Here is a 14,011-nt window from a genome sequence, read left to right as displayed (position 1 = left end):
CCACAGGATGGATGCAGGTTTCGAAATCTGCACCGTACCTGTGGGAGCGGGCAAGCCCGCGAAGAAGCCACCACCGAAGGACCTGCCTGTATGACCTACACCCTTGACGACCTGCTGCATCTCATGGCCCGCCTGCGCGACCCGCAGTACGGCTGCCCGTGGGACCTGAAGCAGAACTACGCCAGCATCGTCCCGCACACCCTCGAAGAGGCCTACGAGGTCGCTGACACTATCGAGCGCGGCGATTTCGAGCACCTGCAAGGCGAGCTGGGCGACTTGCTGTTCCAGGTGGTCTACTACAGCCAGCTGGCCCGCGAAGAAGGGCGTTTCGAGTTCGATGGCGTGGTCGACAGCATCACCCGCAAGCTCATCCGCCGCCACCCGCACGTATTCCCCACTGGCGAGCTGTACGCGCCGGTGGATACACCCAGCCTGAGCGAAGCCCAGGTCAAGTCGCGCTGGGAAGAAATCAAGGCCGAAGAGCGCGCGGAGAAGAGCCAGCCCGAACAGCTGTCGCTGCTTGATGACGTGCCGGCAACCTTGCCGGCGCTGTCGCGGGCAGCCAAACTGCAAAAACGTGCGGCCACGGTCGGTTTCGACTGGCCGGCGGCGTTGCCGGTGCTGGACAAGGTCCGCGAAGAGCTGGATGAAGTGCTGCAGGCCATGGCCGACGGCGACGCCGATGCACTGGAAGATGAAGTCGGCGACTTGCTGTTTGCTGCGGTCAACCTCGCCCGCCACCTCAAGCAAGACCCAGAGCATGCGCTGCGCCGCGCCAATCGCAAGTTCGAACGACGTTTCCGTTTTATCGAACAGGCATTGCGCGTCAGTGGCCGCCCCATTGAAGATTGTGACCTTGACGAGCTGGATGCCCTTTGGGGTGAAGCCAAACGTCAGGAAAAGAACCTGCCCAGCTGCGGCTGAGCTGTTGCATAAGTGAGTGAGTATTCATGAGCCTTTCCCTTCGCGACCAATTGCTCAAAGCCGGTCTGGTCAACCAGAAACAGGTCTCGCAGACCAACAAAGCTGAAAAGAAACAGAAGCGCATGGAGCACAAAGGCCAGGTCGAGATCGACGACAGCCAGCAGCGCATGGCCAAGGAAGCCATGGCTGAAAAAGCCAGGCGTGACCAGGAATTGAACCGCCAGCAGCAGGAAAAGGCCGAGCAGAAGGCCCGTGCCGCGCAGGTCAAGCAACTGATCGAGGCCACTCGACTGCCCAAGCTGAACACCGAGGATTACTACAACTTCGTCGACGACAAGAAGGTCAAGCGCATTGCTGTCAACGCCCTCATGCGTACCAAGCTGAGCAATGGTGCGCTGGCCGTGGTAGCCCATGCCGGTGGTTACGAGGTGATCCCCCGTGAGGCCGCATTGAAGATCCAGGAACGCGACCCCGACCGTATTCTGCTGCTCAATAGCCATGTCGAGGAAGCGGACGAAGACGACCCGTACGCGGCTTACAAGATCCCTGATGATCTGATGTGGTAAACAGGAAATCACCGCCCTGGCGGTAATGCGGTTCATTCAAGATCGCCAGGGCCGCTTTGCGGCCCTTTCGCGACGCAAGGTCGCTTCTGCGGCCATCGTGAAAAACGCGTTGGTTCGCAGCTCGCCGAACCGGCGCGATCAGTCAGCTGCGCCATTGCCTTGGTTCCTTCCGTTCGTCGGACATTTCCTAGGGTTCTGGCACAGCGGCTAGCCTCCAGCTTAGCGTCAGGGATAGCGCTGAACATTCGGTCCAGGAAGGGCCAGTACGCCTCGTCGTCCCGACGCTTTATCTGCTGAGGAGACGACAATGAAAATAACCCTGAAACGGTTGGCGTGCCTGGGTGCGAGCTTCACCAGTGCGCTCGCCATGGCCGATGCGGCCAGCCCGCCGGTGCTGTCACCTGCGGTTCCCTTCGACGTCACCGCCAATCCCCCCTTCACCCTGGACAGCCTGCAACACGATTTCGACGTGCTGTCGTGGCAGACCTTCGTCGCCCTGAACTGGCCCGCCAACGCCGACGGCAGCGCCAACACCTCGGCGCAGATCGGCGCACCCGGAAAGACGGTGTGGGAGTCGTGGAAAGAAAGCTACGAGATCTTCCTGCCCAAGGGACAGAAACCTGTTGGCTGGGACCAGCAGGCGCCAGTGCCCGCGGCCTGCCAAGGCAAGGGTGACTTGCCGGTGCTGCAGCAGATGGGCAAGGTCGCCGGCGTGCTCGATGAGTTCATCCAGCCGTTCAAGACCGGCCCGTTGGTCGACCAAAGTGGCACTTACACGCGCAACGCGATCATGGTCAACAAGCCGATGTTCGATGACATCGTCGACAATGGCCTGTACAGCAAGGAAGGCCAGCAAGCGTTCCTGAGCAAGGCCGACAACCGCATTGCTTTCGCCTGCGGTTCGCAAAAAGCCCGGCAGGTTGGCGCGATCATGGTCAAGTCGGCCTGGAAAGTGCTCGATGGCAGCGACAACCCGCAGGAATTCCACGCCGTCGACGCGCTGGTCTATACGCCCGGCAATGCCGACCCGAACAAGGGGGCGGTGATCCCCGAGTCGTGCAATGCACAAAAGGTCGGACTGGTAGGCCTGCACATCGTGCACAAGACCCAGGGCGCACCGCAGTGGGTATGGTCGACGTTCGAGCACGTGCGCAACGTGCCGGAAAAGACCACGCCAATGAACGAGCGCAAGGGGCCCTACCTGTTCTACGACGCCCAGGCCAGCGATCGTCCGGTGAACGAGCCGCCCGCGCAACCGTGGGACCCCTCGAAGAAGGCCATCCCCTCGCAGATCGTGCGTGAAGTTCCCGTCACCGCCGCCACCCAACAGCTCAACGCGCAGTGGCAAGGTGCGCTCAAGGGCACGGTGTGGGCCAACTACCACCTGATCAGCACCCAGTGGCCCACCGCCCCGGCCGATGACTGCCAGGTGCCGTCGCCGACCAACCCGTTAGGTACGCCTGCGCCGAACTTCCTGGCCAACGCCACCCTGGAGACCTACAACCAGGGCACCACCCCACAGGCCTCGTCCAGCTGCATGGAGTGCCACAACAACGCGACCACCCGCGTGACTCAGTCACCGCGCACCAGCTTCGCCGATTTCACTTTCTTGCTTGAACGTGCCCAATCCACCGGCGCCAAGGAGTGATGCCATGAGCGACCAGAACCTGCAAAACTTCATCGGCTTGTCCGCCGTGCTCACTGGCCTGTCGGCCAAGCTGCTGGCGCCGTCCGTCGACCCGATCAACCTGCCGCCGGTGTTCTTCGCCACCGCCCAGCAAGGCATGGGCCTCGAGGCGTTCAGCAGCCTGCTGGAGCTGTACGCCGGCATCCAGAGCCAGCCGCCTGCGCAAATCGCCAGTGCCGTGCTCGATAACGCGAACCCGCAAATTGCCCAAGGCGCCCGCTCGATCATGAAGCTGTGGTTGCTCGGCAGTTGGTATCAACCCTACGACCTGGGCAACGCGCGCACGGGTGATACGCGTGTGGTCTCCGACCAGGCCTACAAGGAGAGCTGGGCGTGGAAGATCGCCCAATCCCACCCCATGGGCTACAGCCAGTTCCATTTCGGATACTGGGGTGAGCAGCCACCGACCCTTAAGCAATTCACCGGTGTCGACGCCAAGGAAGGGCAGCAGCCATGAGCAATGTACAAACCCAGAACATCGAAACCGCCGATGTGATCGTGGTGGGCGCCGGCATGGCCGGCAGTGTCATGGCCTACCAGTTGGGCCTGGCCGGGTTGAAAGTGCTGGTGCTCGAATCGGGCCCGGCCATTCCGCCGAATCGCAGCGAGTACCTGGAGCGCTTCTACACCGCGGTGCTCAAAGCGCCCGAGTCGCCGTACCCACCTGAGCAGAGCGAGCAGACCCCGGCCACGCAGTTCGCGCCAAGGGCGACCATCCAGGACCTGATCACCGCGGGTAGCCAAGACCCGAACAAGGCGCAGAAGAGCTACCTGGTGCAGAAGGGGCCGCAACTGTTCGCCAGCACTTACGAGCGGGTAGGCGGGGGCACCATGTGGCACTGGATGGGTACGGCCTTGCGCCTGCTGCCCAACGACTTTCGCATGCGCACTGCCTACAACGTCGGGGTCGATTGGCCGATCAGTTACGACGACCTGCAGATCGCCTACTGCCGCGCCGAAGAGGAGATGGGCGTGTCTGCCGACGTCGCCTCGCAGACTTACCTGGGCGTGACCTTCCCGCATGGCTACAAATACAGCATGCATGGCATCCCGCCGTCGCTGGTCGACCAGGGCCTGGGCAAGAACGTAACGGGGACGGTGTACCAGAGCCCGGAGAAGGGGCCCGACGGCAAGCCGTACCCAGGCGTCACCCTCAATGTCCGGCAGACCCCTGCCGGGCGCAACTCGCAGAATGATAACGGCCGCCGGGTGTGCGCTGGCAACACCAGCTGCACGCCGATCTGCCCGATCCAGGCCAAGTACGACGCCACCGTGACCATGGCCAAGGCACTGGATACCGGCAACGTGCGCATCCTCTACCAGACCGTGGCAAGCCAGGTGCAGGTCGATGCCAATGGGGTCACGGGAATCGATTTCATTCAGTACCAGAACAATGGTACGCGCCAGAACGGCACGGCCCAGGGCAAACGTTACGTGATTGCCGCCCACGCGATCGAAACACCGAAACTGCTGCTCAACTCCATCGGCCCGAACAGCCCTAAAGGGGTCGCCAACAGTAGCGGCCAGGTCGGCCAGGCGTTGGCTGACCACCCGGTGTACCTGGCCTGGGGCCTGATGCCCGAAGGCAAGCCGCTGTTCCCGTTCCGTGGGCCATTGTCCACCTCGGGGATCGAGGACATGCGCGATGGCCCGTTCCGCAGCCAGCGTGCCGCCTGGCGTATCGAAATCGGCAACGAGGGCTGGAACTGGTCGGTAAACGACCCCTACACCTCAGTCTGCGATTTCATCGACGGCACCAACCATGGCGGCGCTAACCCCAACAAGCTGGCATTGTCCGGCCAGGCGCTGGTGCAGCAGCTCAATAGCGTGCTGACCCGCCAGTTCCGTCTGGGCTTCTTGATCGAACAGGTGGAGAAAGACCCTGACAAAGCGCTTTGCCGGGTGGAGAGGAGCACGGAGTTCACCGACGGCCTGGGCCTGCCTCGGCCACAGATCACCTACGAACTGTCCGACTACACTAAGGAGGGTTTCAAGCAGGCGCGCCTGGCCGCCACGCACATCATCACCGAGCTGATGGGCGCCACCGAGCTGACCGACCTGAACCCTAAGCTCGAGCCCGGTTCGCAGACGGTGTTCGAGTACGACGGCCAGAACTACGCGTTCTACGGCGCTGGCCACTTGATGGGCACCTACCGCATGGGCTCGGACCGCACCAAGTCGGTGGTGGACAAGGATCAGCGCAGTTGGGACCACCCCAACCTGTTCCTGGTCGGCGACGGCGTGTTCCCCACCACCGGCACCGCCAACCCGACCTTGACCATTACCGCGTTGACCTTCCAGGCCGCTGACGTGGTGGCCAGCGACCTGCTTAAGTGCACCGTACAGGTGCAGGCCAACCAGGCTTGGCAGGGCACGGGCATGCAGGTCAATGGGCAGAGCTGGCAGTTGGCGGTCTGTACGGGCGGGCAGTGGACGGCCAACCCGGCCACCGGGATGGTCGGCGCGGCGGGCAACCCAAGGTTGATCGCGAAGTCCGGTTATGCCATGCCCGGTCAACCGGAAGGGGCGTTGATCGGGCGTATCGGCAACAGCGGCGTGCCGTTCCTGGTCGGCAACCAGGTGCAATTGCCGCGCGGCCAGCAAGGTGAGTTGCAGTTGTGCATCAATGACGACCTGGACGGGCGTTACGGGGCTGGCCTGAGCGATAACCTGGGCAGTCTGTCGGTGGAGGTGCGTTTCGGGGTGGTGTAGGCCCTGTCATGACAACCCCACAATGCTCCGGTAATGCGCGGTATTGTGGGGTTGTTCTCTGAGCCCAGATAAATCATGGGGTCGCAACAAGGGGCAGGGTCATTGCGTGGCGCGCTGGTTTTCCAGGTCTTCAAGCTCTACGCGGTATTGGTGTGCTTCGTGTTCGTTATGGAACATGCCCACCAGTTGGCCTTGTTGGTACACATCCCAGATCCGCACGCCAGCGGCCAGGCCTTCGTGGGACATTTTCGATTCGTCGCGTTCGGTTACTTGGACAGTCATCGGTAAACTCCACTTCTTCAAGATGGCTGCGACAGTGTGTCGCACACCCTCTTTATAGAGTTTGTTAGCAGACTAAGTAAGTAAAACAGGCATGAAACAAGTTTCATGAAGCAGGGAGGTATGCCGCCTGAGCGGGTCTCTTCGCAGCAAAGAAAAGCCCCGCACTGGGCGGGGCTTCAGGTGTTGCAGGCAGTGCAGGATCAGTTGCCCTTCACCGGCTTGCCATCGACCGTGCCATCCTGCAGCACGATCACGTACTCCTTGCCATCGGTCTCTACCTGGCGCAGTTGCACCAGCAGGTAGTCCCAGTTCTTGGCGAACCACAGCTCGGTGATGCGCTTGCTCTGGCTTGGATCGCGCACGCGCTCGACCTTCACTGCATCGACCTGGCCGGTCTTGGTAGTGACCTTCTCGGTGCCCAGTACGCGGAAGTCGTAGGTGTCGATCTCGTCGCCGTCGACCACCTGATAGGTCATGCTCTTCTTGCCTGCGGCCACGTCGTGCTGCAGGGCCAGTTGGTAGGACGACTTGTCCAGTACACCGCGGTTCAGTGGCAGGCTGACGGCATCGCCACGGTCGCTACCGGTGACCTTCTTGGTGCCCCAGTCGAAGTTCAGGTCTACCTTTTTGGCCTTACCCAGGCCGCCACGCTCGAAGTGGTACTTCTGCGGCAGCAGGGTGTCGTTGTCCAGACGTAGGGTGCTTTCCTCGGTCAGGCTGGCGATCATCATGGAAGCCTTGAAGTTAAGGTCCCAGGTACCGTTGGCATTTTTGACCAGGCTGCGCTCGGCGGTGCCGCTCATGGGCAGCTGTTTCCAGTCGGCGGTGTAGCTGGCCGAGAAGGGCTTCAGATCAGCTGCCTGGAGGGGCAGGGCGAGCACGGCGAGAGCCAAGAGCAGGGCGCGACGCATAAATTCTCCTAGGATCGAATCAAGTGACCGCTGGCCGCCAGTGGCTGGCCGTCCAGTAATGCACCCTGTTCGCCAAGACGCAAGCGCCCTTCAGCGAACCAGCGCACCGCCAGTGGGTAGATCAGGTGTTCCTGATGGTGTACCCGCTGTGCCAGGCTTTCGACGGTGTCGTCAGACGCCACCGGTACCACAGCCTGTACGACCAGTGGGCCGCCATCGAGTTCCTCAGTCACGAAGTGTACGCTGCAGCCATGCTCGGCGTCGCCAGCTTCCAATGCCCGGCGATGCGTATGCAGGCCCTTGTACTTGGGCAGCAGCGATGGGTGGATATTGAGCAGGCGGCCCTGATAGTGGCGCACGAAGTCGCCACTGAGGATGCGCATGAAACCGGCCAGCACCACCAGGTCCGGGGCAAAGCCGTCGATGTGCGCCATCAGCGCGGCATCGAAGGCTTCCCGGCCGTCGAACTGGGTGTGGTCGAGCACGACGCTGTCGATGCCGGCCGCCGCAGCGCGCTTCAGGCCGAAGGCATCGGCGCGGTTGGATACGACCGCGCGGATACGCACCGGGCTGTCCTGCCCTTGGCAGCTGTCGATCAGGGCTTGCAGGTTGCTGCCGGAGCCCGACAGCAGTACCACTACATTGCAGGTCTTGCTCGGCATCAGTGTGCCTTGAGGTTCTGCAGCTCGACCTGGGCAGCGCCTTCGGCGGCTTCGGCGATGTGGCCGATGACCCACGGTTGCTCACCAGCGGCACGCAGTTCGTTCAGGGCGGCTTCGACCTGGTCCTGGCCTACGCAGATGACCATGCCCACACCGCAGTTCAGTACGCGGTGCATTTCGTGCTCGTCGACGTTGCCTTTTTCCTGCAGGAAGTCGAACACCGCCGGGCGCTGCCAGCTGGCCACGTCAACCACGGCCTGGGCGTTTTTCGGCAGTACGCGCGGGATGTTGTCCAGCAGGCCGCCGCCGGTGATGTGGGCCATGGCCTTGACTGCGCCGGTGTTTTTGATCAGTTGCAGCAGCGGTTTGACGTAGATGCGGGTCGGCGCCATCAGCAGGTCGGTCAGCGGCTTGCCGTCCAGCTGGGTGTTCTCGATATCGGTAGCCGACACTTCGAGGATCTTGCGGATCAGCGAGTAGCCATTGGAGTGCGGGCCCGAGGACGGCAGGGCGATCAGCGCGTCGCCGGTGGTAACCTTGGAGCCGTCGATGATCTCGGCCTTTTCCACCACGCCTACGCAGAAACCTGCCAGGTCGTAGTCTTCGCCTTCGTACATACCAGGCATTTCGGCGGTTTCACCACCGACCAGCGAGCAGCCGGCCAGTTCGCAACCGGCGCCGATGCCGGTGACCACGGTGGCGGCCACGTCAACGTTCAGCTTGCCAGTGGCATAGTAGTCGAGGAAGAACAGTGGCTCGGCGCCGCAGACGACCAGGTCGTTGACGCACATGGCGACCAGGTCCTGGCCAATGCTGTCGTGCTTGTTCAGGTTCAGTGCCAGGCGCAGCTTGGTGCCGACGCCGTCGGTGCCGGAGACCAGCACCGGCTGCTTGTAGCCGGCCGGGATCTCGCAGAGGGCGCCGAAGCCGCCCAGGCCACCCATGACTTCAGGGCGTGCGGTGCGTTTTGCCACGCCCTTGATGCGTTCGACCAGTGCTTCGCCGGCGTCGATGTCTACACCGGCGTCCTTGTAGCTCAGGGAGGGTTGCTTGCTCATTGATCCAGGCCTTTAGGAGGGAGGGATTCTTAAAAACGACCATGACGGCCAAGGCCGGCTGGTAAGCGGCGGCGGTCTGAAACGTCAGTGGTCTGTGAAGGCGCGCGATTTTATCAGGGTTGCCGGGCAGCGGCCATCCTCAGGCCGACGGGCAGGGCATGAAAAAGATAATTAGTTGGGGCGTTCGCCTTGAGGGAACAGCGATGCGCCGCGCGGGCAGGCGCGCGATCTCACTGGCGCTGAACCGCTCAAGGCGAACACCGGTAAGCCCGACAACACCTGCAAGCAATCTTTCACGCCCCGCGGCTGGTTACCTGGCGCCCCCGTGTATAAGGTATAGGCATTGCGGTAACTGGACAGGAATCCTCCATGCGTTTGTTCAATATTCTGGCAGCCGGTTGCCTGGCGCTGATCTCGGCCACTGCCCTGGCTGAAAATGTCTCAGGCCTTTATCAGGTGCGCGAGCCGGTCACCGGGCCGGGCGCCGAAGCCCGTACCGAGGCCACGGCCAAAGCTCTGGACACGTTGGTGCAGCGTCTGACCGGTGACCCAAAGGCAGCGCAAAGCCCGGCGTTGGCCGAGCTGCGTAAGGACCCTCGGCAAATCATCAACCAGGTGGGCAGCGAAGCCGGCCCGCCCGAGTCGGTGGTGGTCGAGTTCGACCCTGGTAGCACCGAGCGGGCTTTGCGCAAGGCTGGCCTGGCCCTGTGGGGCAGTAACCGGCCCTCGATACTGGGGTGGTGGTTGAACGACAGTGTTGAGGGCAGCAGCCTGGTCGGTGATGGCCAGGCCAGTGCCCAACCCCTGCGCCGCGCCGCGCAGCACCGTGGTCTGCCGCTGCGCTTGCCGCTGGCCGACCTGCAGGAGCAACTGGTCGCCAATGCCAAGCAGATCGAAGGTAGCGACCCGGCGCAGCTGCGCGAAGCATCCGAGCGCTACGGTGCCGATGCTTTGCTGGCGGTACATGCCCAGGAAGCCGACGGCAAGTGGCAGGGCAAGTGGCAGCTGTGGCTGGGCGACCAGCGTGAGCAGGGCAATGCCGAGGGTGCCGATCAGGCAGCCTTGGCTGACGCGGTGATGCTGGCGGTGAGCAGCCGCCTGGCACCGCGCTACGTTACCCGGCCGGGTGCCAGCAGCCAATTGCAGGTGCAAGTGCAGGGCATGAACCTGCAGCGCTACGCCGAACTGGCCCGCGTGCTGGAGCCCTACGGCCCACACTTGCAGGCGGCCGAAGGCACTACCTTGACCTACGGCGTTACTGGCAATCGTGAACAGTTGCGTGCCCAGCTTGGCCTGGCCAAGCTGCAGGAAGTGCCCGTAGAGCAGGCGCCCGCGGTGCCGGCCATGCCAGCACCGGCAGTGGACGCCGCTGCCGGGGAGGCCGTACCTGCGCAGCCAGCGCCCAAGCCGTTCGACGGCTTGCGTTTTCGCTGGTAAGGGGCGCTCGCCGTGACCGACATGCGTCGCTGGATCTGGCTGGGCGCTGCGCTGCTGATCGCTGTGCTGCTTTATAGCCTGCACAGCATCCTTACGCCGTTCCTGGTCGGCATCATGCTGGCCTACCTGGCTGACCCGCTGGTCGATCGCCTCGAGCGCCTGGGGCTATCGCGTACCTGGGGTGTGGTGGTGGTGTTCGGCCTGTTCACCCTGGTGCTGTTGGGCTTGTTGCTGGTGCTTGTGCCGATGTTGGCCAAGCAGTTGGTGCGCCTGTACGAATTGGTGCCGCAGATACTCGACTGGCTCGAGCATGTAGCGCTGCCGTGGGTACAGGGCAGCCTTGGCCTGGCCGATGGTTTCTGGAAGTTCGACAAGATCAAGGCCGCCATCGGCGCGCACATGGGGCAGACCACCGATATCGTCGGTATGCTGCTGTCTCATGCCACCGCCTCCAGCCTGGCGTTGGTGGCCTGGCTGGCCAACATGGTGCTGATCCCGGTAGTGGGCTTCTATCTGCTGCGCGATTGGGACTTGATGATGGGCAAGCTGCGCGGCCTGCTGCCGCGCCAGCGCGAGCCGCAAGTGATGGGCCTGGCAGGTGAATGCCATGAAGTGCTGGGCGCATTCGTGCGCGGGCAACTGATGGTGATGCTGGCTCTGGGCATCATCTATTCTGCCGGGCTTATGCTGGTAGGGCTCGAACTCGGTCTGCTGATCGGCATGCTCGCAGGCCTTGCGGCCATCGTGCCGTACATGGGCTTCATCATTGGCATTGGTGCTGCGCTGGTGGCCGGCCTGTTCCAGTTCGGTGGCGACCTGTACCCGATGCTGGGCATCGTTGCCGTGTTCATGGTCGGGCAGGCACTGGAGGGTATGGTGCTGACCCCGCTGCTGGTGGGCGATCGCATCGGCCTGCACCCGGTTGCGGTAATCTTTGCCATCCTCGCCGGTGGCGAACTGTTCGGCTTTACTGGCGTGCTGCTGGCGCTGCCGGTGGCGGCGGTGATCATGGTGCTGCTGCGGCATGTGCATGCTCTGTACAAGGAATCGGACATGTACGCCGGGAATATCGACCCGGAGCTTTGAACGCCACGCGTTTTGTCTTGGGCCTTTTCGCGCCTGCATCCGCGGTTCGCTTGCACAGCGCAACTTGTTGATTTTGCTTGCCCTATCCGCAGTCGAGATTGTGCGCCCCGCGTTGCGGGTATAGACTTTGCACATTGTTCACCAAAGGCCCCCTGCGGTCCTGTCGACCGCCCGCGAGCATGAAACCACCGATCCAGTTGCCCCTGGGTGTGCGCCTGCGCGATGACGCCACCTTCATCAACTATTATCCGGGCGCCAATGCTGCGGCATTGGGTTACGTCGAGCGGCTATGCGAAGCCGACGCCGGCTGGACCGAGAGCCTTATCTACCTGTGGGGCAAGCAGGGTGTTGGCCGTTCCCACCTGCTGCAGGCTGCCACCCATCGCTTCCAGCAACGCGGCGAGCCCGCTGTCTACCTGCCGCTGGCGCAATTGCTCGATCGTGGCGTAGAGCTGCTCGACTACCTGGCCCAGTACGAACTGGTATGCATCGACGATCTGCATGTGATCGCCGGCAAGGCCGATTGGGAAGAGGCCATGTTCCACCTGTTCAACCGCCTGCGCGACAGCGGCCGACGCTTGCTGCTGGCAGCCTCGGCATCACCGCGCGAGCTGCCGATCAAACTGCCGGACCTGAAGTCGCGCTTGACCCTGGCCCTGGTGTTCCAGATGCGCGGCCTGTCCGATGAAGACAAGCTTCGCGCCTTGCAGCTACGTGCTTCGCGCCGTGGCCTGCACCTTACCGACGAAGTCGGCCATTTCATCCTCACCCGCGGCGCGCGGAGCATGAGCGCGTTGTTCGACTTGCTCGAGCGTCTCGACCAGGCCTCATTGCAGGCACAACGCAAGCTCACCATTCCTTTTCTTAAGGAAACCCTCGGCTGGTAACCCCCTGAAAACACTGGGCCAGAGCGGTAGAACAAAAAAGTCACATCTTTTTCGATAAAATTTGCAAATGGCCATGATAGAGGGCATAGTTTCACCCTTCTAAAGGATTACAGACACGGTCGTGCCCATGCTGAAGCGCTTCGCACCCCTCGTGCCACTCGCACTCGTGACCCTGCTTTTTGGCTGCGCGGCCCAAGGCCCGGTATCTCAGCCCCAGGATCACACCCCGGTCACCGCACAATCGGCAATCAAGGCCAAAGCCTCTCCCTCGGCGGTATTCGGCGAGCCGGAAGAGCTGGCCACCGAAGATGACCTGGCGTCTTTCTCTGGCAGCAAGCCTTACCAATTGCCCGTTCTGGCTGACAGCATTCTCGAGCGCGGCATGTCGTTGATCGGCACCCGCTACCGCTTCGGTGGTACCTCGGAAAAGTCCGGCTTCGACTGCAGTGGCTTCATCGGTTACCTGTTCCGCGAAGAGGCGGGCATGACGCTGCCGCGCTCCACGCGTGAAATGATCAAGGTAGATGCGCCAAAAGTGGCCCGCAACAAACTCAAGCCAGGTGACTTGCTGTTCTTCAGCACCAATGGCCGAGGCCGGGTGAGCCATGCCGGCATCTATCTGGGTGACAATCAGTTCATCCACTCCAGCAGCCGCCGCAGCGGCGGTGTGCGCATCGACAACCTCGGTGATCGCTACTGGAGCAAGACCTTCATTGAAGCCAAGCGAGCCTTGGCCATGGCGCCGACCAACATCGCGCGCAACTGATGTCAAAATGATGTACCCTGCCGCGGCGGTGATGCTTTGAAAAAAAGCACACCGCCGTGCGCATTTACAGAAAGCGTCTAATCTAAATTCTCAACTCTTTTCGGCTGCAGCGCAGCGGTCTCAGACAGGATGTTCTGGCCATGGTAAAGATGGCGCGCTTCGCATTTCTCTCCTTGGCAGCCTTGCTGGCTGCATGCTCCAGCCGTGCGCCTGCGCCGGCCCCTGTGGTACAGCCGCAGGTTACCTATAGCCAACCCAGTCCTTCACCGGTTGCCGATGACGTGCTGATTCGTGCCATTGGTCTGGTTGGCACGCCTTATCGTTGGGGTGGCAATACGCCGGACTCCGGCTTCGACTGCAGCGGCCTGATCAAATATGTGTACCGTGATGCTGCCGGCATCAGCCTGCCGCGCTCGACACGAGAGATGATCGTCATGCGTGCACCGACGGTGGATGCCAGTTCACTGCAGTCCGGTGACCTGGTGTTCTTCGCCACCAGTGGCGGCTCGCAGGTCAGCCATGCCGGCATCTATGTAGGGGACGGGCGCTTCGTGCATGCTCCCTCCACGGGTGGCACTGTCCGCCTGGACTACCTCTCCAACAGCTACTGGGCCAAGGCCTACCTGCAGGCCAAGCGGGTGATTCCGCAAGGGCATCTGGCGCAGAACCCCTGATGTCCATGCCTGTTCAGCGGCCCCGTTGAGCTCGGGGCCGCTAGCGGCTGCCGAGATTCATGTTGCTTTGCTCACCCGCCTGATCACCCGCTTCGATTGACGCTCCCGGTGCAACCCTCTAACCTTCGCGGCGTGTTTCAGGTGCCCTGCCAGCCCCGACTGGGCAGGGTGAAACTGGGAAGCCGGTGGGCGCCAGCATGGCGCGATTCCGGCGCTGCCCCCGCAACGGTAAATGAGTAAAAGGCCGCGCAGGGCCACTGGATGCCAGCATCCGGGAAGGCGCGCAGGCCAGGGCAAAGGCCCACTCACAAGCCCGGAGACCGGCCTGATACTGCCAACGGCATCACGGAGGGTGATGC

Annotated in this window: 14 protein-coding genes and 1 riboswitch; of the genes, 10 read left to right on the top strand and 4 right to left on the bottom strand. The window is 62.5% G+C overall.

Going from position 1 to position 14,011, the window contains the following annotated elements:
* Positions 1 to 90: 90 nt before the first annotated feature.
* The 5 genes from mazG (at position 91) to ACE4QZ_RS20955 (ending at position 5,889) form a co-directional block, all read left to right on the top strand.
* Complete coding sequence (gene mazG, locus ACE4QZ_RS20975; RefSeq protein ID WP_103462943.1) at positions 91 to 924, top strand: nucleoside triphosphate pyrophosphohydrolase; 834 nt, start codon at positions 91 to 93, stop codon at positions 922 to 924.
* Positions 925 to 950: 26 nt separating this feature from the next.
* Positions 951 to 1,490: a DUF2058 domain-containing protein gene (locus tag ACE4QZ_RS20970; RefSeq protein ID WP_021782532.1), complete on the top strand. Its 540-nt coding sequence runs from the start codon at positions 951 to 953 to the stop codon at positions 1,488 to 1,490.
* Between the two features lie 307 nt (positions 1,491 to 1,797).
* Entirely contained in the window at positions 1,798 to 3,138 is a 1,341-nt protein-coding gene (locus tag ACE4QZ_RS20965; RefSeq protein ID WP_103462942.1) for a cytochrome C, read from the top strand.
* A gap of 4 nt (positions 3,139 to 3,142) precedes the next feature.
* Positions 3,143 to 3,634 (top strand): sorbitol dehydrogenase, encoded by a 492-nt coding sequence (locus tag ACE4QZ_RS20960; RefSeq protein WP_021782530.1) that lies wholly within the window; start codon positions 3,143 to 3,145, stop codon positions 3,632 to 3,634.
* Positions 3,631 to 5,889 carry a GMC oxidoreductase gene (locus ACE4QZ_RS20955; RefSeq protein ID WP_103443843.1) on the top strand — a complete coding sequence of 753 codons (2,259 nt, stop codon included), beginning with the start codon at positions 3,631 to 3,633 and terminating at the stop codon, positions 5,887 to 5,889. Before ACE4QZ_RS20960 ends, ACE4QZ_RS20955 begins: the two co-directional genes overlap by 4 nt.
* Positions 5,890 to 5,988: 99 nt before the next feature.
* On the opposite strand, the gene ACE4QZ_RS20950 is transcribed toward ACE4QZ_RS20955, so the two are convergent.
* From ACE4QZ_RS20950 to purM, 4 genes are all read right to left on the bottom strand, one after another.
* Positions 5,989 to 6,171 (bottom strand): hypothetical protein, encoded by a 183-nt coding sequence (locus tag ACE4QZ_RS20950; protein WP_021782528.1) that lies wholly within the window; start codon positions 6,169 to 6,171, stop codon positions 5,989 to 5,991.
* A 200-nt stretch (positions 6,172 to 6,371) separates the two neighbouring features.
* Positions 6,372 to 7,082, bottom strand: a complete 711-nt coding sequence (locus tag ACE4QZ_RS20945; RefSeq protein WP_084850379.1) for a DUF3108 domain-containing protein — start codon at positions 7,080 to 7,082, stop codon at positions 6,372 to 6,374.
* A gap of 8 nt (positions 7,083 to 7,090) precedes the next feature.
* Positions 7,091 to 7,744 carry a phosphoribosylglycinamide formyltransferase gene (purN, locus tag ACE4QZ_RS20940; RefSeq protein ID WP_021782526.1) on the bottom strand — a complete coding sequence of 218 codons (654 nt, stop codon included), beginning with the start codon at positions 7,742 to 7,744 and terminating at the stop codon, positions 7,091 to 7,093.
* The gene (gene purM, locus ACE4QZ_RS20935) at positions 7,744 to 8,802 is read right to left on the bottom strand and encodes a phosphoribosylformylglycinamidine cyclo-ligase (protein WP_021782525.1); all 1,059 of its coding nucleotides are present in this window, start codon (positions 8,800 to 8,802) and stop codon (positions 7,744 to 7,746) included. The genes purN and purM overlap by 1 nt, the downstream gene beginning before the upstream one ends.
* Before the next feature lie 369 nt (positions 8,803 to 9,171).
* Here purM and ACE4QZ_RS20930 point away from each other — a divergent pair, with 369 nt between their 5' ends.
* The 5 genes from ACE4QZ_RS20930 to ACE4QZ_RS20910 all read left to right on the top strand — a co-directional run bounded on the left by ACE4QZ_RS20930 (position 9,172) and on the right by ACE4QZ_RS20910 (position 13,652).
* Positions 9,172 to 10,239 carry a DUF2066 domain-containing protein gene (locus ACE4QZ_RS20930; RefSeq protein ID WP_021782524.1) on the top strand — a complete coding sequence of 356 codons (1,068 nt, stop codon included), beginning with the start codon at positions 9,172 to 9,174 and terminating at the stop codon, positions 10,237 to 10,239.
* 12 nt (positions 10,240 to 10,251) lie between these two features.
* Positions 10,252 to 11,325 (top strand): AI-2E family transporter, encoded by a 1,074-nt coding sequence (locus tag ACE4QZ_RS20925; RefSeq protein WP_135192383.1) that lies wholly within the window; start codon positions 10,252 to 10,254, stop codon positions 11,323 to 11,325.
* A 179-nt stretch (positions 11,326 to 11,504) separates the two neighbouring features.
* Positions 11,505 to 12,212 (top strand): DnaA regulatory inactivator Hda, encoded by a 708-nt coding sequence (gene hda / locus ACE4QZ_RS20920; protein WP_003252443.1) that lies wholly within the window; start codon positions 11,505 to 11,507, stop codon positions 12,210 to 12,212.
* A 127-nt stretch (positions 12,213 to 12,339) separates the two neighbouring features.
* On the top strand, positions 12,340 to 12,978 hold the full coding sequence (locus tag ACE4QZ_RS20915; RefSeq protein ID WP_021782522.1) for a C40 family peptidase: 639 nt from the start codon (positions 12,340 to 12,342) through the stop codon (positions 12,976 to 12,978).
* 140 nt (positions 12,979 to 13,118) lie between these two features.
* Positions 13,119 to 13,652, top strand: coding sequence for a C40 family peptidase (locus ACE4QZ_RS20910; RefSeq protein WP_021782521.1), 534 nt, complete (start codon positions 13,119 to 13,121; stop codon positions 13,650 to 13,652).
* 122 nt (positions 13,653 to 13,774) lie between these two features.
* A riboswitch (cobalamin riboswitch) is annotated at positions 13,775 to 13,996 on the top strand.
* Positions 13,997 to 14,011: the final 15 nt, after the last annotated feature.

The sequence above is a fragment of the Pseudomonas sp. DCA-1 genome (genome assembly GCF_046523955.1).
Classification (GTDB): domain Bacteria; phylum Pseudomonadota; class Gammaproteobacteria; order Pseudomonadales; family Pseudomonadaceae; genus Aquipseudomonas; species Aquipseudomonas putida_Y.
This window is presented reverse-complemented; position numbering and strand designations above follow the sequence as displayed.